Below are 18,090 nucleotides of genomic sequence, written 5' to 3' on the forward strand. Positions count from 1 at the left end.
GTTTTCCGTCGCGCCAATGCTGCGTTTCAGGATGAGCAGCTGACTTCCAGATCACTGGCCCAGTCCGGCGGCAGGCCGGCGTAGCGGGCAAATTCCGGCTGTTCGGTATAAGGATTCCTCAGTACGCGCAGCAGCTCCTCGATGACGCTGGCATCGCCCCGGGCCGCCGCGCGTATCGCGAGTTCCGCGAGATGGTTGCGCAGGACGTATAGCGGATTGACGCGGTCCATCGCGTCCGCGCGCGATCGGGCATCGCACGGCTCCGCTTCATGGCGCCGCTGAAGGCGGCCCAGCCAGTCCCGGGCGGCTTCCCGGTCGATGAAAAGGTCGAGAAAAGGCTGGAGGTCACCTCGCACGGCGCCGGACAGGCGGCGGAAGGCCAAGGGGAAATCCGCGCGCTGCTCGTGCATGAGCTTGAGCAGGTCATCGAGCAGGCCTTCGTCGTCCGGGCGCCAGGACTCCAGGCCCAGTTTGGCTGCCATGCGCTCATGAAACGCCTGGGTAAAAGCGCCTTCATACCGGTCCAGGACGGCCTTCAAGGCATCCGCGTCCTGGACCACGCTGTTCAGGCTGCCGGCCAGGCGATAAAGATTCCACAGGGCCACCGAAGGCTGCCGGTTCCAGGCATAGCGCCCTTCAGTATCCGAATGGTTGCACACATGGTCCAGGCGAAAACCGTCCATAAACCCGTACGGGCCGTAGTCCAGGGTGAGACCCAGTATGGACATATTGTCCGTGTTCATGACGCCGTGGCAGAAGCCCACGGATTGCCAGTCGGCCATCAGCCTGGCCGTGCGCGCGACGACGGCGTCCAGCAAACGCACCAGGGGCGCCTGCGCGCCCTCTTCCGCGCCCGGCACGGGGTGCCGGCATTCCGGATAGAAGCGATCGATGACGTAGTCCGCCAGCGTTTGCACCATGGCCGGTTCGCGGCGCGCGGCCCAGTGCTCGAAGGACCCGAAACGCACGAAACTGGGCGACATGCGAGTCACGATCGCCGCGGTTTCCACGGTTTCGCGCATGACCCGATCGTCGGACACGATGAGGGCCAGCGCGCGCGTCGTCGGAATGCGCAGGCCGTGCATGGCCTCGCTGGCAAGATATTCGCGGACGGACGAACGCAGCACCGCGCGCCCGTCTCCCATTCGGGAGTACGGGGTCATCCCGGCGCCTTTAAGCTGCAACTCCCAGTTACCGCCGGGACCTTCGACCTCGCCCAGCAGATGCGCGCGGCCGTCGCCCAGCTGGCCCGCCCAGATACCGAACTGGTGGCCGCTATAGACCGCCGCCAGCGTATCGCCGCCGGGTAATGGCGCCCGGCCGGAGAATACGTCCAGGAACGTGTCTGTCCGCAGGACTTCAGGGGCAAGGCCGATCAGCTCGGCAGCCTGCTCGTTGGCATGCAGCAGGCGCGGCGCGTTCAGGCCCTGTGGCGCCAGGCGCGTATAGAAAACCGGGGGCAACGCGGCGAAGGAATTGCTGATCGACAATTCGGCCAACGAGGCGGCGCGTGGCGCGATCAGGGAAGCTCCGGAGACAGCCGACATGATTCCTACCGTAATGGATGTTCAGGTTGCGGACGACCGGCGGCGGCGCGCGGCTTGTTTGGCGGGCCGCACATAAAGGATCGCGCAGGCGAAAAACGTCAGGGCCAACGCAAGTTCCACGCCGGCCAGCATCGCTGAAAGCGAAAGGGTATCCGACAGCGCCCGCACCGCCCCTTCCATGACATACAGCAGGATCAGCATGGAGGCCCACTGGTAGGTATATAGATTCCCGCGCAATATGCCTCTGAGTGGAAACGCCAGCGGCAATGCCTTCAGGAAGAGCCAGGAGCCCCCCGGCCGCACCGGCGCCAGCACGGTTTCCCACAATACGCACAGCAGCGTCAGGCACAGCAGCGTCGCGACGCAAGTCAGGCGAAGGTTACGGTTGAGTTCAATATCCATACTGCTATTATCGCCGCATGAAACCGCCCGTCGATACGGCCGCCGCGGACTCGGCGCCGGAATCCCAGAACCACCGCGCCTCATGGGTAAGCCGGGTGGTAAAGGTCTTGCGCTTTGCCTCGCAACGCGCGGGGGAGGAACAACTGCTGCAGGTGGCCTCGAGCCTGACGTTTACCACCGTGCTGGCGATCGTCCCCATGCTGGCCGTGGTGCTTTCGCTGTTCACTGCCTTTCCCGTGTTCCAGGAATTCCGCATCGCGCTGGAGGACTTCCTCACGCACAGCCTGATGCCGCCGGCGGTGTCGGACAACATCATGAATTACCTGAACCAGTTCGCGCGCCAGGCCAGCCGCCTGACGGCGATAGGCGGCGGCCTGCTGCTGGTGACGTCGATCCTGCTGATCATGACGATCGACAAGACCTTCAACGATATTTGGCACGTTACGCGGCAACGGCCGCTGTCGCAGCGGGCGCTGATGTACTGGGCGGTCCTGACACTGGGGCCGGTCGTCGCCGGCGCCAGCCTATGGGGCACATCCTTCCTGGCGCGGGAATCCCTGGGGCTGGTGCGCGAAGTCCCCGACATCATCGGCCTGGCGGTGTCCTTCCTGCCCCTTTTACTGACCGGCCTGGGCTTCGCGGCACTATTCATCGTGGTGCCGAACCGCCATGTCTTCTGGATGGACGCGCTGGCCGGCGGCTTCGGCACCGCCATCGTGCTGGAGCTGATGAAGGCGGCGTTCGCCTATTACCTGACGCGATTCCCGACTTATACCGTCATTTACGGCGCCTTCGCCACGTTGCCGATCTTCCTGCTATGGATCTATCTATCCTGGCTGGCCGTCCTGTTCGGCGCTACGGTCGCGGCCAGCCTGCCCATGATCCGGGTCGGCCGCTGGGACATCAACCGCGAAACCGGGGCCGCCTTCGTGGACGCCGTGGAGGTACTGCGCTGCCTGTACCGCAACATGGGCAGCAATCCGCCCGGCCGCAGCGCCAGCAACCTTGCCGTCGACCTGCATCTTCATCACGACGAACTGAATGCGGTGCTCGAAGCCCTGTCCGACCTGGGCATGGTGGTGCGAACCCAGGAACAGCGCTGGATCCTTGCCTGCGATCCCCGCCGCGCGGCGCTGCCTCCTCTTTTCGACCGTTTCCTCCTGGATCGGAACCAGCGGCGATTGCGGGAAGCGCCTGAAATCCTGCGGGTCGCCCGTGCCATTCTCACCACCGAAGTCGCGCCAACGCTGGAAGATCTCATGCAGGAAGCGCAAAATATCGGCAATGGCTCGGCTGACATCCTGAAGATCGAAGCCGTCAAAAAATAAGACTGGGCGTGCGCCCATGGAGGATCATCATGTTGAAGGTCAGCGAAATTCTTCGGGTCAAGGGCGACACGCTCTATACGGCCACGCCGGACACCCCCGTCATCAAGGCGGTGGAAACCATGGGCATCCAGGACATCGGCTCACTCGTCATCATGGAATCGAGCATGTTGGTCGGCATGCTGACGTTCCGTGAAATCATCCAGCACCTGAGCCGCAACAATGGTACGTTGGGCAACACCACGATCCGCGCCATCATGGACGACGCGCCGGTCAGCGTGACGCCCAATACCAGCGCGGAGGAAGTGCAGCGCCTGATGCTGGAAAAGCATGCGCGCTATATCCCGGTGATGGACGGCAAAGTGCTGATGGGCGTGATCTCGTTTTACGATATGGCGCAGGCCATCGTGAACGCCCAGCGTTTTGAAAACAACATGTTGAAGGCGTACATCCGCGACTGGCCGATGGACGAGGAAGGCGCCTCCTCCAAGGAAATGTAAGCACGACCGGGGCCGTGGACACCCCGGCCCCGGTCGATATGGGCCAGGCGCCCTGGGCCGCCTGGCCCCTGTCGATATCGGGCAGTGAAACGGACGGCGAATTTTCCGGCGCCTCTCAATGCCTGCCCGCGCCCTGCAGCGCCTTCCGGCGCCAAAACAGGGCCTAGTCCAGTTCCAAGGTTTCAACGTGTCGAGAGGCAGAATGGTGCACGCTGCGCCACGCTTCGTAGATCAGCCCTGGGTCGTCGGACTTCAAGGCCGCCGCATCCGACAGCATGCGGCGCCACCGGCGGGCGCCTGCCTGGCCGTTGACCAGCCCAAGCAAGGGGCGCACGATGACTCGCAGCGGCACGCCGCGGGAGACCGCCTGGGTGGCGTAGTCCATCATTGCATCGACTACCTGCGCGTCGCCCGGCAGACGCGTGGAGGGCCAGAACCGCAGCGACAGTTCCGAAAGAACCCGCGGCGTATGCCAGGCCGCCCGCCCCAGCATGACGCCGTCGAATTGCCGAACGGCCTGCTCGGCGGCTTCGGCATCGCCCAGCCCGCCGTTCAGCACCACCACGCAATCGGGAAAGTCACGTTTGAGCATGGCGGCCGCGTCATAGCGCAAAGGCGGGATTTCGCGATTGTCCTTCGGTGACAGGCCCTTCAATACCGCATTGCGCGCGTGCACGATGAAGACACGGCAGCCGGCATCATAAAGTCTGCCCACGAAATCGCGAACGAATGCATATGACTCGTCGTAGTCCAGGCCCAGCCGATGCTTGACGGTGACCGGGACGTCGACCGCATCCCGCATCGCCTTGACGCAATCGGCCACCAGATCCGGCTCGGCCATCAGGCATGCCCCGAACGCGCCACGCTGCACCCGTTCGGAAGGACAGCCGCAGTTCAGGTTGATTTCATCATAGCCCCACCGCTCGCCCAGGCGGGCCGCTTGTGCCAGCGCATCCGGCTCGCTTCCGCCCAGTTGCAGAGCCACGGGGTGCTCCACCGTATCGAAATCCAGATGCCGCGCAACGTCGCCGTGCAGCAATGCCCCCGTAGTGATCATCTCGGTGTACAGCCGTGCGTGCGGCGCCAGCAGCCGATGGAAGAAACGGCAATGGCGATCGGTAACATCGATCATGGGCGCGACGCACAGGCGCCAATCGGAGGGAAGCACGGCCAGAGAACCAAGTGGAGGAATAGCGGCCATTTTAGCCGCTCTGCCGGGTGGAGGCCCGGGGTAGTCTAAAATTGCGCCGCCGCCCGGCGCGGACGCCCGATGCCCGACAACCTTTGCCGTATCCACATGGCCGTATTCACAACTGTCACCGACGACGATGCCCGCACCCTGCTGACGCAGTTCGACCTGGGCGAACTCGTATCCCTCCAGGGCATCACGGCCGGCATCGAAAACACGAACTATTTCCTGACCACCACGGCCGGCGAGTATGTATTGACGGTATTCGAAGTGCTGACGCGGGAACAGCTGCCGTTCTATATCGAGCTGATGCACCAGTTGGCCGAACGCGGCGTGCCCGTGCCCCAGCCGCAGACGCGTCGCGACGGCGCCCGCATCGTGGACATGCATGGCAAGCCCTGCGCCATCGTCACGCGATTGCCCGGCGGCTACGAACCTGCACCGGGCCCCCTGCACTGCGCGCTGACGGGCCGCACGCTGGCGCGCGCCCACATCGCCGCGCGCGACCTGCCGCTGCGCCTGCCCAACCTGCGTGGCCTGCCCTGGTGGCGCGAAACCGCGCCCAAGGTACGTCCCTTTCTCGATGCCGCGCAGCAGGACCTGCTGCAAAAAACCCTGGACGAGCAGATCGCGGCGGCGGCAAGCCCGGCGTGGCAGGCATTGCCCAGCGGGCCGGCGCATTGTGACCTGTTCCGGGACAACGTGCTGTTCGCCGGTACCTTCGAAACCCCCCTCATGGGAGGGTTCATCGACTTCTATTTTGCCGGCTGCGACACTTGGCTTTTCGACGTTGCGGTCAGCATCAACGATTGGTGCATCGTGCGCGAAACCGGTCAGATTGTCCCGGAACTGGCCCAAAGCTGGTTACAGGCCTATGCTGCGGAACGTTCCTTCACCGAGGAGGAAAGGCAAGCGTGGCCAGCCATGCTCCGGGCCGCCGCCTTGCGCTTCTGGCTATCCCGCCTGTACGACTTTTACCTGCCCAGGCCCGCCCAGACATTGAAGCCGCACGATCCGCGGCATTTCGAGCGAGTGTTGCTCTCGCGCCACCGCGATGCGCCGCCGACCTTGCCCTGAAGCGACCTGGCTCCATAATTCAATATGATCCCCCATCTGGCAGCATAGCGAACTGACATGCAAGCAGCATCCTTACCTGCAACGGCCGGCTGGCAATGGGCGCGAGACGGGTTCCGGCTGTTCATGCGTCAACCGCTGGCGCTATTCACCTGGTCCCTCGTCATCAGCCTGTTGCTGCTGTTCGCGATGTTCACGGTGCCCATCGGGCCGCTCTTCTACACCACGCTGATGCCTTGCATCACCCTGATGACGCTGTCGGCATGCAAGCACATCGAAGCCGACCGCACCATGCTGCCGTCCATGTGGCTCAAACCGCTGCAGAAGCCCGGGGTCCTCAAGAAGCTGCTTATTCTTGGCGGCCTGTACGCGGGCCTTTGCATGGTGGCCGGACTGATCGCCTTCGTGCCGTTTTCCAGCGAATTGGTGGAAGGCATACGGGCCGCGTCCGTGACGAACGATTACGTCCCCTTCTTCGAGACTCTGCACACCGCCCTGCTACTGTTCGGTGCGCTCTACGTCATCATCGGCGCCCTGTTCTGGCATGCCCCTGTGCTGGTTGCCTGGCACAACATCAAGCTGCCACAGGCCCTGTTTTTTTCCGGTATCGCCTGCTGGCGCAACAAGTGGGCGTTCCTGGTCTATGGCCTGACGTGGGCGGCGGTCTTCCTGGGCATCGATTTCTGCGCCAGCATGCTGGTCTCGCTGGATGTTTCCCAGACGCTGGTCAATACGGTGCAGGTGCCCGTGAACATTGCGGCGTTCGGCATTCTGTACAGCAGTTTCTACCCGGCCTATACCTCCGTTTTCGAAATCAACAACGCCAGCTTCCAGCTCGACGACGGACACGGCACGCAGGCATAAGGCCACCCGCCAGGGGCGCAGCCCGCGGACGACGGAGACCGCGCGTCCGCCAGCGTCCAGGAACACGACATCCAGCGGATAGCGCATCCCGAACGTATGCACCGCGCGGCAGGGTGCCAGCCACAGGGCAAGCCCGGGCCGCAGCCTGCGCCGGCACAGCAGGCCGCGCAAGCGGCCAGGCCAGCCACCTGCCTGCAGCACACGCACCTTGGCCTGCCTTCGCGTCACTGCAGCACCTGCCAGAACTGGACCGCGATGGGGAAGGCCAGCACGATGAAGGTGCAGGGAAAAATGCAGCAGATCAGCGGGAATAGCATCTTGACCGGCGCCTGCATGGCAAGTTTCTCGGCGTAATTGAATCGCTCAGCCCGGCGCCGGTCGGATTGGGCGCGCAGGATGGGCCCAAGGCTCATTCCTGACGCGTCGGCCTGGGCCAGCGCCGCCGTCATGGACCGCGCGCCGGCCAGATCCACGCGGTCCGCCCAGGCTTTCAGCGCCTGCACGCGCGGCAGGCCCGACCGCATATCGCCCAGAGCGCGCAGAAGTTCATCGCGCAGCGGTCCGGCCGGGCCTTGTTCGGCGGCCTGGCGCAGGGCTCCCTGCAGGTTCAATCCCGATTCGACGCAGAGCGTGGTCATATCAAGCAGGAACGGTAACTCGCGCGCCATCCGGGCGCGGCGATGACGGATCTCGGCGCGCAGCCACAGACGCGGCACCAGGCGGCCCGCCATGACGCCCAGGGCACACGCCGCGAGAACTGCGCCGCCTGCCGGCCGCTCGGCCAGCCCCAGGAAGAGCGCCATGGCGCTGGTCGCGCCCACGACGGCGCAGGCCCACTGGGCCGCGACGATGTGTCCGGCCGTCAACGGCGGCGCCAGGGCCGCGTGCAGCAGGTGCGCATCCAGGCGCGCACGCAGGCGCCAGGTCAACATGGACGCGGCCAGCGGCGCCATGATATCGAGGTACGGCCACGCAATGCGCCAGGCGGCCGGCAGCCGGCCCGCGACAGGATGCTCACGTCCCACTGGCCGGATCAACGGCCGTGACACGGCCAGTGCGCCGACGACGAACAACGCCGCCATCAGGATAGCCAGGATTTGCATACTCCTCCCCCCGCCCGGCCACCGAAGCCGTGCGTGACTCCGTGCGTCAAATATCGATGTTGACGATGCGCCGTATCCATACGACACCCGCCGCTTCCAGGACCGCGATGATCCCCAGCGCCCCCCACCCTGCCTGGGTGTGCCATAACGCCGACATCGAAGCGGGATCCAGCCAGGTCAGCACGACGGCGAGGATGGGCGTCAATGCACCGACGATCCAGGCCTGCAGCCGGCCCTGGGCGGTCAGGGTACGAATACGCCCCTGCAGTTGCAGTCGGGCCGACACCACGCCCGCGATCCGCTCCAGCGCCTCCGCCAGATTGCCGCCGGTATGCGCGGCGATACGCAGGGCGGCCACGACCAGGGTTGCGGCTTCGGTAGGCATGCGTTTGTGCAGGTTCAACAGCGCTTGATCGAACGAGACGCCCAGGCGCTGCTCTCGCAGGATCAGCCCGAACTCCTGCGACAGCGGTGGCTCGCAATGATCGACCAGCTGGCGCAGGGCACTCGCCAGGCCCGCCCCCGCGCGCAGACTCGAACCTAGTGCCAGCAGCATGTCCGGCAGTTGTGCGTCGAAGCGCAGCTGGCGCCGGCGCCTGAGCAACGCGATAACGGTGTATGGCGCCCTGATGGGCAGCAGGCCCGCCAGCATCGCGACCGCGCCGCTGCCGCTCGCGGCGTAGGCCGCCAGTGCGACGGCGGAACAAAACGCCAGGTTCGCCGCCAACAACTGGCCAGGATCGACAAACAGGAAGACCTCTTCCAGCCTCGCGCCTGCCTCGTCGGTATACACCCTTCGATAGCGGGACCAGGCACCGACAAACCAGCCATGGGCGGCCCAGCATGCAAGCATGACGCAACAGGTGGCGGCCAGCGCCGCCAGCCATATCATTCCCGCCACCCCGGGAATGCGCCGTCGCGCCCGGCCCCGGCATAAGGAGCCCCTGTTGCCGCCGGCGTATGTGTCGTAAACAGCAGGGGATCGAGCGGCCGGCCGGCCTCGCGCCACGCGTCGGCGAAGCTGGGCATCGTGCCGCAACCGGAGAAACCGCCACGCATCGGGTCCCCGCCGTGCACAAAGAGCGGCTGAGTCTGGATACGGCCGCCTTCCATGCCGGTGACCTCCACAATGGCCGTAATCAGCCTCTTTCCATCGTGCATCCGTGCTTGCTGCACGATCAGATGAATGCTGGACGCGATATGTTCCCGCACCGCTGCCAAGGGCAATTCCATGCCCGCCATCAGGATCATCGTCTCCAGGCGGCTCAGCGCATCGCGGGGACTGTTCGCGTGCAATGTCGTCAACGAGCCTTCGTGCCCTGTGTTCATGGCGGCCAGCATATCGAATGCCTCCGCCCCCCGGCATTCGCCCACCACGATGCGATCGGGGCGCATGCGCAGCGCGTTGCGTACAAGATCGCGGATGGCGACGTGGCCGCGCCCTTCGATGTTGGCGGGACGCGCCTCCAGGGCGACCACGTGCGCATGTCGCAGGCGCAGCTCCGCCGCATCCTCGATGGTGATAATGCGTTCACCCTGCGGAATGGCATTGGACAGAATATTCAGCAATGTCGTTTTACCCGACCCCGTCCCCCCCGAGACGACGATGTTGACTCGTTCGCGGACACATCGGTCGAGGAACTCCGCCATGGAGGAATCCAAAGCCCCTCGCGATACGAGATCGCACATCGCCAGCGCATGCTTTGGAAACTTGCGTATCGTCAGGCTCGCTCCCTTTAACGCCACGGGGGCGACCACCGCGTTCACGCGAGACCCGTCGGCCAGCCGGGCATCCACCATGGGCGAGCTTTCGTCGATACGGCGTCCCACGGGCGCAACGATACGCTCGAGCACACGCAACACTGCCTGTTCGCTGCTGAATACGGCCGCGTGACGCGACAGCTTGCCTTCGCGCTCCACATAGATTTCGTCGTGGCGGTTCACCATGATTTCAGTGATGCCGGGATCGTCCAGCAACGGCGACAGTGGCCCCAAGCCCAGCGCTTCATCCAGGACATCATTCATCAGAGCATCGCGATCGATGCCATCGGGAATCTCGGTGTCCGCGCGGATGATGGCGAGCAGGCGATCGGCCGCCTCGCTGCGCAATAGGCTATCGCTCATTTTCGCTACATCCCGACGCCTTAGATCGAGCGCATCCAGCAAAGCCGATTGCAGTCGCTGGCGATGCGGCAGCAAATCGACCGCCACCCGCATCCCGGCGTCGACGTAGAAGTCTGACGCGTGGGCCGCATCCCGCAGCGCCGGTTCCGCCATCCGTACCGACGACATCGCCGCGCCGCCAAACGGCACGCTGGGCGTGCCCGGCAAGGACGGCTCGGAAGGCGCGGCCAGCACGAGGGACTGCCGTGCGGCAGGCATGCGCGTCATGGCCAGAAAAGGTTCGCGCCGCACTTTCATCAGGCAAGGGCCGACAAGGACCTCGTCGTTCGATGTCAGCGGCCCGTACCGTGCGATCCGCTTGCCGTTGACCAGCGTGCCAGACAAGGTACCGGCATCCTCGATCATCACATCCTGCCCGGACAGGACCAGCCGGGCATGTTCCCGCCCCACCCGCCAGTGCCGCACGCGAATCCCGCAGTGCGGCCCGCGCCCCAGAATGACGGGAGGTTCGACGCGGACGATACGATGCGCGCCATCCTCGAATTGCAGCTCTATTTCCAGCACGATTCAATCCTTGAAGTCGTATTGATTGGTCCCGCCTCCCGGCGACGCCGGTGCCCATTGCGAGCCCGCCCCACGATAGGGATCCCAGGCGCCATCGACGGGGACGGCAGGGGCGGCCGGCTCGGACATCAGCATCCTGGGGGATCCGGGAAAGGCCTCGTGCAGTTGACCGCGCGCGCGCAAAGTGGTGGACCGCATGGTTGCATGGTCTTCCGAAACCACGACCGGCGTCACGAATATGGCCAGCTCGGTTTCCTTGTAATGTTCCCGCCGGGCACCGAACAAGGCGCCGAGCAGCGGGATATCCCGCAGGCCGGGCAGGCCATTGGTTTCCACATTGCGCTCCCGCGAAAGGAATCCGCCAATCACCAAGGTGCGGCCGGACCGCACGTTGAACTCCGTCGAAGCGCGGCGGGTCTTGAGCGCCGGCCCGCCGTTGGCCGTCACCGACGCGTCGACCGCGCTCGCCTCCACCTCGATGCGCGAGCGCACGGTACCGCTGGATGCGATCGTCGGGGTAATCCGCAGAGACACGCCATAGGGCTTGAACAGTGTGGAGGCATTGCCGTCCTTGTCCACCGTGGCATACGGCACTTCGCCACCCGCGAGGAACTCCGCGGTCGAGCCGCTGCGGGCCAGCAACTGCGGCTGCGCCAGGACGACAGCCTCGCCGCTCTGCGCAAGCAGGTTCAAGCGCGACGACAGCAACATGTTCATGCCGGCGTAACCGACACCCGGCGCCGCGCGCAGCGCGGTGGAAACCGGCGATTCGCCGGGCCGTTCGGCAAGCCGCCCGGACGCCGCGGCATCGAGCGCCCAGCCCGCCGTCAGACCGCCCTGCGTCGTGCCATCCCAGCGCACGCCCAGTTCGGTCAGGCGCGAACGTGGCAACTCCACCACCTTGACATCGAGCAGGACCATGCGGTCCCACCCCACCTTTCCGGTGAAGTCGAGCACCTGAGGATAGCGCTGCGCCAAGGCGGCGATCCGTGCATGATCGGCATCCGACAAATCGTTGCCCTCGATGACAATCTGATCGCCAACCGCTTCGCCGCGTGCGCCTGGAATCCGCGCCAGCAAGGCGTCGACCTCGGCGCGCATGCTGCGCGATCGCGCGGGGGCGACACGCACGGTATACGCCATGCGCTTTTTGCGGGCCCATACGTGAAGGGACGTCTCTCCTTCGGCGCGAGCGAATACGATGACTTCCGCGGCATCCGCCGGGACCGCCTGCAGGACTTCGCCGTGGCCGACCGCAACGCGGCTGACGCCGGGATGCGTCAGCACGCGCGTCTCGCCGACCTGCATCTCCAGTATCGTGGCGCCGCCGGCGGATGCCGGAGCCAGCCACAATTCCATTGCGCAGATCACGGCGATGACCGGCCACCAGACCCGCCACTTGCGCACCGGCCGCATCACGGACGCACCCGCGCGCGACGATCGGGCTTGGCCACCGCGCCCGGCCTGGATCGGCCCGCGCTGACCGTTTCGCCGGGCACGGCGGCATCGAACAGGCCCGAATCCACTTCACTCCTGTCGCCGTCCTCTTGCATACCGCTACCGTCAGGATAAGGCCGGTCGCCGTACAGCACGGTCACGGCGCGTGGGCGCGCCTGGGCGTCACCGTCGATACCCAGCAGTGCGGCCAGATCCCCACGGGCTGCCGTGCCATTAATGTCCGCGTCGCGATGATGGCGCAGGATCGCGGTGATGCGCCCCGCCTGCCTTGCCGCGACGAGCTTCACGGCATCCTCCGGTCCGGCGTCCAGGGTGATGGTCGAAAATGCCTTGGCGGTGTCCTCGGCATCACCCTCGCCACCTGTGGCCAGGACCAGCACGCCTTGAAGCAAGGGAGCCGTTATCTGGCGGCGCCCGTGATCGAAAGAGACGTAGAGGTCCAGCAAGTCTCCCGCCTGCAACATCCCGGAAAGGGAGTTGATATCGTCTACCGGGATCGTGATGGCCCGACGCCCGGTCGGCACGCGCGACGACAAGGGGGCGGCTTTCATGGGTGCCAGGTGCGAACGAAGGATGGGATCGCCCCGACGCAGGGAATATGCCAGCACGCTGTAGGTATGCTCGGCGAAGTCTTCCGGCGCCAGGGCGTCGCTGGAGGACCATTCGGACGGGATATCCCGGATGGCCACGTAGGCTTCCTCCAGCCGGGTACCGGCCGCCAGGTCATAAGCGGCGACCAGGCGTGGAACGGTAACGACACGCGCCTCGGCTTCGATTTGCGCGATGCGACTTTGTATATGTTGCCGCGCGGCCCATGCCGCCAGCAAGCCGGCCGCGACCGTTACAGCCGCCATCACCCAGCGTTGGGGAATTCGCTTGAACATATCCGCTATCCCCCGATACGAACGACGGCCGTGATGCCGCTGCCCTGGTCCAGCGGAACGATGACCGTGGACAACGTGATGCGGCCTCGCGACCAGGAATGCGCCTCCTGGAGCGCCTCGGCAGAGGCCGGCCGCGCAGCCCGACCGCCAGCGCGCCACCCGCCGGCGGCCAGCGCGTGGGAAAGTTTCTGACGCAGCGGCGCGGGAGCCAGGCCGTGTGTCCATACCTGTTCGATGACCGATGCGCCGTCATCCCGGGAGCGGAATTCGAAATGCAATTGCCCTCCTGGTACCGGCCACTCGAAGCCCGCTTCCCCCAAATCTCGGCTGCCGTCGATCCCTGCGGCCGCGTCCGCAGGATTCGCAGCGGCCGCGGCATCGCCATGAGAGCCAGCGGAGCCTGGCGTCACGGCAGGGCTGGCGCGGAGGACGGAGGCCGCACCGGCATCCACCGGTAGCACCGAGATAGAGCCTTGCGTCCTCCCTCCCCCGGCATCGATCAGGCGAGCCGCCCGATGCATCCCCTCGGCGGCGCCTGCCACCACGACCGCTCCGGGAGCGACCCAGATGTCCCGCAGCGCCGGCTGCCGTGCTGTCAGCCAGAGTGCAATATCGCGGATCGACCCGGGGGCGTCCAACAGCCAGACGAACACAGGCAGACCTTGGATGCGCATGCCGTCGCCCAGCGGCACATAGCTGCCGCCCGGAGGCAAAGGCGGCGGCGCCACGATTGCCGCGGCGGGCAGCGCCCGGGCCGCCGCATGGGGGATGTGCAATGCGACTGTCGCAAGACCCGCAACCGCCAGGCACAGGAACACGCGAACTCGTATCACGGCAACCGCCCGTCCATCTTCGCGGCGCGATCGAGCCTATCGGCAGGCACGAGATCCGACCACGGCATCAGCCAATCCAGATCGGGCGTGGGACGTCCCCAGGCACGATCGATACGCTGCAGGGTCGATTTCGCCCGCCGTGCCGGCACGTGGCTGAAGCGCACGGCGTCCCGCCACGCCGTGCGCGACGAAGCAATACGTTCCTGCGCATGCGAATCGGCGGTCGCATGACCGGCATCCGCCAGGATGGCCGCGTGGCGGCGCAAGACCCATCCATCGCCGTGCTGGCGATGCGGGTGGACGCGCACTGCCGCGTCGACGCGCACCATGCCACGGTCTTCCACATCCAGTTCTTTACGCAAGGCGGCCACCCGGGCCCCGCCCGGACCGGGGAAGTTCGCCGCATGCGCGGCGCGCGAGACATGCATGCGCACAGGCCCGGCGTTCGCCGAAGCCACCTGACGCCTGTCGGACAGGCCCCGGCCGCCGTCATCGCGGCGATCGCCCACTGCATAGCGGAATGCCTGGACACGCGCGGCATGGGCTGCCTCCATGCCATGCCACTGAAGGCGCCCCACGCTTATGACGGCGGTACCCAGCAAGCCCAGAAGCGCCAGTCCAGCGAGAGACTCCACCACTGCCTGCCCCTGCTGTGCCTTACTCAACATGGCGCACCTTTGCTTCGGACCTGAGGCGTACCTTCGTCGCTGAGGCCTCGCCCGTGTATGGATTTGCAGCCGCGCGTTCCGGCAGCCCAGCCAACCTTGCCTGCCAATAAGGCCGGAACAAGGTGGCAAGTTCCGCCGCGCCATCGCCGCGAGCCGTGGGCCGGGCAAAATAGGTTTCGGCAGCGCTCGTCACCGTCATATCGTCTTCCTCGGCGAGGCCCGCATACGAGAAGCGGCCTCTGGGTGCCGGGAACATTCCACGCATATCGCCGGCCGCGAGCAAAGGGGCGGGTTGTCGCAGTGTCAGCGAAAATCTCGCGGCGCGCCCGGCACGCCGCGCGGGCACCTCGGCGTAGAACGGCAAACCGGCGCCGTGCCAACGCGCACGATCGCGCAGGGAGTAGGCGTAGGCCAGCGGATTCGATACGCCGTTGACGATGTCCCAGGACGTATGCTGACGCACCCATCGCCAGAAATCCTGGCGCGAGAAATCATCCGGCGCATCGACGCCGGGACGTTCCCGCGCCGACGTACCGGATCTTCGTACATCAGCCTTGCCCCAACCCATTGCGTACTCACGGTAGTAGCAGCCTATGTACTTGTTGGATCGAAGCTTGTGAAACGACTGTGTGTCGATGGAACGCCACAGGCCATCCGCCCCCAGCTGCGTACCGCCGCGTCGCCGCAATTCATGTCGCCATGCGGGGCAGCGGAAACTGACCGGCCAGCCGTTGCGTGCATCCGTGTTGCGCGGCCCAAGAAAACCGTAGCGGCCCACCGCCGCGAGCACCGTGGACCGCAGGGCACCCGCGCGATTGCCCGCATGCGTCCGGACGAAACCGGGCCAGTCGTCGGCCCCCAGGTCAAGGCGCAGGGCTGCGCGTGAAGCGCGGTCGGCGCCCATTGCGACGGTTACCGGGAATTCCGGGTAATTCGCCTGGACCACCGCACGCATGGCAAGCGAGCGGCTGTCGGGCAAATGCGCCAGCGTTTCCCGCGCGGAAGCCGCCAGCACGCGATGAACGGTAGTGTCATGGCGCTGATAGGCCTGCGCGAAGCGCGCGACCAGGGCATCCGCATTCGCCGCCGAGTATGCGCTTGCATAAGCCTGCCCATGAGCCGCTCCGAACAGCATCGCAATGACTCTGGCAGGCGGATTGCCGCGCAGGACGCGCTGTCGCTCCGCGTATCCGAACTGCGTCCACGTCGCCAGGGTGACCAGATGCGCCATCGCCACCTGGTGCCCGATCTGGGCGCGATTGATGTAGGCGAGCAGGTTCAGCGCGCGCGCTTGCACCAACGCGCCGCTGTATGCGGCGGCGTCAGCCGCATGGGTCAGCCGAACCCGCGCCGCGATGGTCTGCCCCAGGTTGTACAGCAGGACCAGAGACAGGGCGCCCAGACCGGCCAGGCCCAGGGCCAGCGGCAGGGCTTGCCCCCGCGCCCGGCAACACCGCTTCATTGAGCGGCTCCGGCATTACCGGTAAACGATTTCAGCGATTTGGCCTTGGCCTGGGCAGCCGCCTTGCCTGCGGCAGCCTGCGCCGCGCGCGATTGTTCGGCGCCGCTTTCTCCCGCCAGTTCCCGGGCCATCGCCGCGGTCTGCGAACGCACGACCTGGCCGAACAACTGGTACACCGCAATGGCCGCCACCGCGACCAGCGCGACCACGATAATGTACTCGGTCATTCCCTGGCCGAGCTGCCGCCGACGATGTTTGCGCATGGGTGCCTCCGTAGAACTGGTAGGCATCCAGTTTGCGCAAGGCAGGACGCCGCGCCAATTCGTACATGCCGAGCTGGATCAAACCATCACACTGCGCGAGAAAGCAAAACGCCGCCCTTGAGGGCGGCGTGCTGGCCATGATGAGCGACGCGCGTTCTACTTTTCCGCGGCGTTGGTGATGGCATTGCCCGCGCGCTGCAGATCCTTGCCGGCGCCGGCGACCGTATTGCATCCTGCCAGGACCATTGCAAAGACCACCAATGTCGTCAGCATCATTTTCGAGCGCATGGTTTGATCTCCTTGATTTGACCGTGCCCGTCGCGGCACCGGTCGTTCACACTACCTGGACACGCAGTTCGCCCAGGCCCGCGACACCACCCACCATTACGTCGTTCCTGACGACCGGGCCGACACCTTCCGGCGTGCCGGTGAAGATCAGGTCGCCGGGTTGCAGCTCGAACAAGCCGGACAGATAGGCAATGCTTTCCGGAATGTTCCAGATCAGCTCGCTGATGTTGCTGCCCTGCTTGCGGGAACCGTTCACATCCAGCCAGATGTCCGCTTTTTCCAGGATACCCGTCTTGCTGACGGGATGGATCGGGCCCAGCGGCGCGGATTGATCGAAGCCCTTGCCCACTTCCCACGGGCGTCCCAGCTTTTTGGCTTCGCCCTGCAAATCGCGGCGCGTCATGTCCAGGCCCAGGGCGTAACCCCAGATATGCTCGTTGGCCTTCTCGACCGGAATGTCCTTGCCCGCCTTGCCGATCGCCACGACCAGCTCCATTTCGTAGTGCAGGTTCGACGTCTTGGACGGATAGGGCATCTTCCCGGTTTCACCGTCGCGCACCGCGATGATGGCATCGGCGGGCTTGCAGAAAAAGAACGGATCCTCGCGGCCGGTAAAGCCCATTTCTTTGGCATGCTCGGCGTAATTGCGGCCAACGCAATACACGCGGCGAACCGGAAATAAGGCGGCGCTGCCCGCTACCGGAACGGCGACGACGGGCTGAGGGGGCAAAACATAGTCCATGCTGTTGACCTCGTGGAAGACGCAACCGGGCGACCGGTGCTGAAATAATCATGCGCGAGTGTAATCGTTTCGCGCCGCTTGGACAGCAGGTGCTAACCCCTTCCGGCGTCCGGATGTCCAGCCTCCTCGGCTATTCAGCGAACCGAAAGCCTCCCGGCAGGCGTCCGCCGGCGCGCCACCGGCGTCCCCGGCCATTCGCGGCAATGGAAAAGGGGCCGGCATCGCCAGCCCCTCCGCACCTCCGCGGGACCTGCCGGGTGCTTATTTGGCGCCTTTCGCGTGGCGCTCCGCGCTGCGCGTGATTTCCTCGTGCGCGGCATCGACGCCTTTCCAGCCTTTCACCTTGACCCACTTGCCCTTTTCCAGATCCTTGTAGTGCTCGAAGAAGTGCTGGATGCGGGCGATATCTTCTTCAGGCAGATCCTGGTACGACTTGATGTGGCGGTAAGGCGGGTAAAGCTTGTCGACAGGCACGGCCAGCAGCTTGGCATCGCCTCCCGATTCGTCATCCATTTCGAGCACGCCCAACGCACGGCAGCGGATCACCGAGCCGATCTGGATGGGAAACGGCGTAACCACCAGAACATCCGCCGGATCGCCGTCCTCGGACAGGGTCTGCGGAATATAGCCATAGTTGCACGGATAGTGCATGGCGGTCAGCATGAAGCGATCGACGAACACGGCGCCCGTATCCTTGTCGACCTCGTACTTCACGGGATCCGCGTTCATGGGAATTTCGATGATGACATTAAATTCATCCGGCAGCTTGGGGCCGGGAGGGACACGATCGAGACTCATGG

19 protein-coding genes and 1 pseudogene are annotated in these 18,090 nt (G+C 65.3%); 4 read left to right on the forward strand and 16 right to left on the reverse strand.

Features of this window, described 5'->3' with window-relative positions:
* Positions 1 to 26 precede the first annotated feature (26 nt).
* Together ACO1P8_RS00560 and ACO1P8_RS00565 are read right to left on the reverse strand one after the other, a co-directional pair.
* Positions 27 to 1,547, reverse strand: a complete 1,521-nt coding sequence (locus tag ACO1P8_RS00560; RefSeq protein ID WP_486294001.1) for a protein adenylyltransferase SelO — start codon at positions 1,545 to 1,547, stop codon at positions 27 to 29.
* 21 nt (positions 1,548 to 1,568) lie between these two features.
* Positions 1,569 to 1,949, reverse strand: a complete 381-nt coding sequence (locus tag ACO1P8_RS00565; protein ID WP_486294002.1) for a DUF2069 domain-containing protein — start codon at positions 1,947 to 1,949, stop codon at positions 1,569 to 1,571.
* A gap of 17 nt (positions 1,950 to 1,966) precedes the next feature.
* Here ACO1P8_RS00565 and ACO1P8_RS00570 point away from each other — a divergent pair, with 17 nt between their 5' ends.
* Together ACO1P8_RS00570 and ACO1P8_RS00575 are read left to right on the forward strand one after the other, a co-directional pair.
* Complete coding sequence (locus ACO1P8_RS00570) at positions 1,967 to 3,277, forward strand: YihY family inner membrane protein (protein ID WP_486294003.1); 1,311 nt, start codon at positions 1,967 to 1,969, stop codon at positions 3,275 to 3,277.
* Between the two features lie 29 nt (positions 3,278 to 3,306).
* A complete protein-coding gene (locus ACO1P8_RS00575; protein ID WP_094841390.1) occupies positions 3,307 to 3,774 on the forward strand; it encodes a CBS domain-containing protein in 468 nt (155 codons plus the stop codon).
* A 163-nt stretch (positions 3,775 to 3,937) separates the two neighbouring features.
* Here the strand turns inward: ACO1P8_RS00575 and dusA are convergent, their stop codons facing one another.
* On the reverse strand, positions 3,938 to 4,942 hold the full coding sequence (gene dusA, locus ACO1P8_RS00580) for a tRNA dihydrouridine(20/20a) synthase DusA (protein ID WP_486294004.1): 1,005 nt from the start codon (positions 4,940 to 4,942) through the stop codon (positions 3,938 to 3,940).
* A 129-nt stretch (positions 4,943 to 5,071) separates the two neighbouring features.
* On the opposite strand from dusA, the gene ACO1P8_RS00585 reads away from it, so the two are divergent.
* Positions 5,072 to 6,040: a homoserine kinase gene (locus ACO1P8_RS00585; RefSeq protein WP_486294108.1), complete on the forward strand. Its 969-nt coding sequence runs from the start codon at positions 5,072 to 5,074 to the stop codon at positions 6,038 to 6,040.
* A gap of 57 nt (positions 6,041 to 6,097) precedes the next feature.
* On the forward strand, positions 6,098 to 6,901 hold the full coding sequence (locus ACO1P8_RS00590; protein WP_254926087.1) for a BPSS1780 family membrane protein: 804 nt from the start codon (positions 6,098 to 6,100) through the stop codon (positions 6,899 to 6,901).
* A 9-nt stretch (positions 6,902 to 6,910) separates the two neighbouring features.
* On the opposite strand, the pseudogene ACO1P8_RS00595 reads toward ACO1P8_RS00590, so the two are convergent.
* The 13 genes and pseudogenes from ACO1P8_RS00595 to ppa all read right to left on the reverse strand — a co-directional run.
* Positions 6,911 to 7,129, reverse strand: a pseudogene (locus tag ACO1P8_RS00595) (DUF192 domain-containing protein); the annotation flags it as partial.
* Positions 7,126 to 8,004 (reverse strand): type II secretion system F family protein, encoded by an 879-nt coding sequence (locus ACO1P8_RS00600; RefSeq protein WP_486294005.1) that lies wholly within the window; start codon positions 8,002 to 8,004, stop codon positions 7,126 to 7,128. The pseudogene ACO1P8_RS00595 and the gene ACO1P8_RS00600, both read right to left, overlap by 4 nt.
* A 46-nt stretch (positions 8,005 to 8,050) precedes the next feature.
* Positions 8,051 to 8,896: a type II secretion system F family protein gene (locus ACO1P8_RS00605; protein WP_486294006.1), complete on the reverse strand. Its 846-nt coding sequence runs from the start codon at positions 8,894 to 8,896 to the stop codon at positions 8,051 to 8,053.
* Positions 8,893 to 10,692 carry a TadA family conjugal transfer-associated ATPase gene (locus tag ACO1P8_RS00610; protein ID WP_486294007.1) on the reverse strand — a complete coding sequence of 600 codons (1,800 nt, stop codon included), beginning with the start codon at positions 10,690 to 10,692 and terminating at the stop codon, positions 8,893 to 8,895. Before ACO1P8_RS00610 ends, ACO1P8_RS00605 begins: the two co-directional genes overlap by 4 nt.
* Positions 10,693 to 10,695: 3 nt before the next feature.
* Positions 10,696 to 12,108, reverse strand: a complete 1,413-nt coding sequence (locus tag ACO1P8_RS00615; protein ID WP_486294109.1) for a type II and III secretion system protein family protein — start codon at positions 12,106 to 12,108, stop codon at positions 10,696 to 10,698.
* Entirely contained in the window at positions 12,108 to 13,034 is a 927-nt protein-coding gene (gene cpaB / locus ACO1P8_RS00620) for a Flp pilus assembly protein CpaB (RefSeq protein WP_486294008.1), read from the reverse strand. Before cpaB ends, ACO1P8_RS00615 begins: the two co-directional genes overlap by 1 nt.
* A gap of 5 nt (positions 13,035 to 13,039) precedes the next feature.
* Complete coding sequence (locus ACO1P8_RS00625) at positions 13,040 to 13,852, reverse strand: hypothetical protein (protein WP_486294009.1); 813 nt, start codon at positions 13,850 to 13,852, stop codon at positions 13,040 to 13,042.
* Positions 13,853 to 13,863: 11 nt separating this feature from the next.
* Positions 13,864 to 14,535, reverse strand: a complete 672-nt coding sequence (locus ACO1P8_RS00630; protein WP_486294010.1) for a hypothetical protein — start codon at positions 14,533 to 14,535, stop codon at positions 13,864 to 13,866.
* On the reverse strand, positions 14,525 to 15,997 hold the full coding sequence (locus ACO1P8_RS00635) for a hypothetical protein (protein ID WP_486294011.1): 1,473 nt from the start codon (positions 15,995 to 15,997) through the stop codon (positions 14,525 to 14,527). Before ACO1P8_RS00635 ends, ACO1P8_RS00630 begins: the two co-directional genes overlap by 11 nt.
* On the reverse strand, positions 15,994 to 16,260 hold the full coding sequence (locus ACO1P8_RS00640; protein ID WP_094841319.1) for a hypothetical protein: 267 nt from the start codon (positions 16,258 to 16,260) through the stop codon (positions 15,994 to 15,996). Before ACO1P8_RS00640 ends, ACO1P8_RS00635 begins: the two co-directional genes overlap by 4 nt.
* A gap of 156 nt (positions 16,261 to 16,416) precedes the next feature.
* A complete protein-coding gene (locus ACO1P8_RS00645) occupies positions 16,417 to 16,548 on the reverse strand; it encodes an entericidin A/B family lipoprotein (protein ID WP_066347456.1) in 132 nt (43 codons plus the stop codon).
* A gap of 46 nt (positions 16,549 to 16,594) precedes the next feature.
* A complete protein-coding gene (locus ACO1P8_RS00650; RefSeq protein ID WP_486294012.1) occupies positions 16,595 to 17,290 on the reverse strand; it encodes a fumarylacetoacetate hydrolase family protein in 696 nt (231 codons plus the stop codon).
* 261 nt (positions 17,291 to 17,551) lie between these two features.
* Positions 17,552 to 18,088, reverse strand: coding sequence for an inorganic diphosphatase (ppa, locus tag ACO1P8_RS00655; RefSeq protein ID WP_486294013.1), 537 nt, complete (start codon positions 18,086 to 18,088; stop codon positions 17,552 to 17,554).
* Positions 18,089 to 18,090: the final 2 nt, after the last annotated feature.

It is taken from the genome of Bordetella sp. (genome assembly GCF_057362025.1).

Bases quoted from the DNA above. Each gene is read 5' to 3' on its own strand.
- ACO1P8_RS00560 (WP_486294001.1), bottom strand. From the start codon at position 1,547: ATGTCGGCTGTCTCCGGAGCTTCCCTGATCGCGCCACGCGCCGCCTCG.
- ACO1P8_RS00565 (WP_486294002.1), bottom strand. From the start codon at position 1,949: ATGGATATTGAACTCAACCGTAACCTTCGCCTGACTTGCGTCGCGACG.
- ACO1P8_RS00570 (WP_486294003.1), top strand. From the start codon at position 1,967: ATGAAACCGCCCGTCGATACGGCCGCCGCGGACTCGGCGCCGGAATCC.
- ACO1P8_RS00575 (WP_094841390.1), top strand. From the start codon at position 3,307: ATGTTGAAGGTCAGCGAAATTCTTCGGGTCAAGGGCGACACGCTCTAT.
- ACO1P8_RS00585 (WP_486294108.1), top strand. From the start codon at position 5,072: ATGGCCGTATTCACAACTGTCACCGACGACGATGCCCGCACCCTGCTG.
- ACO1P8_RS00590 (WP_254926087.1), top strand. From the start codon at position 6,098: ATGCAAGCAGCATCCTTACCTGCAACGGCCGGCTGGCAATGGGCGCGA.
- ACO1P8_RS00600 (WP_486294005.1), bottom strand. From the start codon at position 8,004: ATGCAAATCCTGGCTATCCTGATGGCGGCGTTGTTCGTCGTCGGCGCA.
- ACO1P8_RS00605 (WP_486294006.1), bottom strand. From the start codon at position 8,896: ATGATATGGCTGGCGGCGCTGGCCGCCACCTGTTGCGTCATGCTTGCA.
- ACO1P8_RS00615 (WP_486294109.1), bottom strand. From the start codon at position 12,108: ATGCGGCCGGTGCGCAAGTGGCGGGTCTGGTGGCCGGTCATCGCCGTG.
- cpaB (WP_486294008.1), bottom strand. From the start codon at position 13,034: ATGTTCAAGCGAATTCCCCAACGCTGGGTGATGGCGGCTGTAACGGTC.
- ACO1P8_RS00630 (WP_486294010.1), bottom strand. From the start codon at position 14,535: ATGTTGAGTAAGGCACAGCAGGGGCAGGCAGTGGTGGAGTCTCTCGCT.
- ACO1P8_RS00635 (WP_486294011.1), bottom strand. From the start codon at position 15,997: ATGAAGCGGTGTTGCCGGGCGCGGGGGCAAGCCCTGCCGCTGGCCCTG.
- ACO1P8_RS00640 (WP_094841319.1), bottom strand. From the start codon at position 16,260: ATGCGCAAACATCGTCGGCGGCAGCTCGGCCAGGGAATGACCGAGTAC.
- ACO1P8_RS00645 (WP_066347456.1), bottom strand. From the start codon at position 16,548: ATGCGCTCGAAAATGATGCTGACGACATTGGTGGTCTTTGCAATGGTC.
- ACO1P8_RS00650 (WP_486294012.1), bottom strand. From the start codon at position 17,290: ATGGACTATGTTTTGCCCCCTCAGCCCGTCGTCGCCGTTCCGGTAGCG.
- ppa (WP_486294013.1), bottom strand. From the start codon at position 18,088: ATGAGTCTCGATCGTGTCCCTCCCGGCCCCAAGCTGCCGGATGAATTT.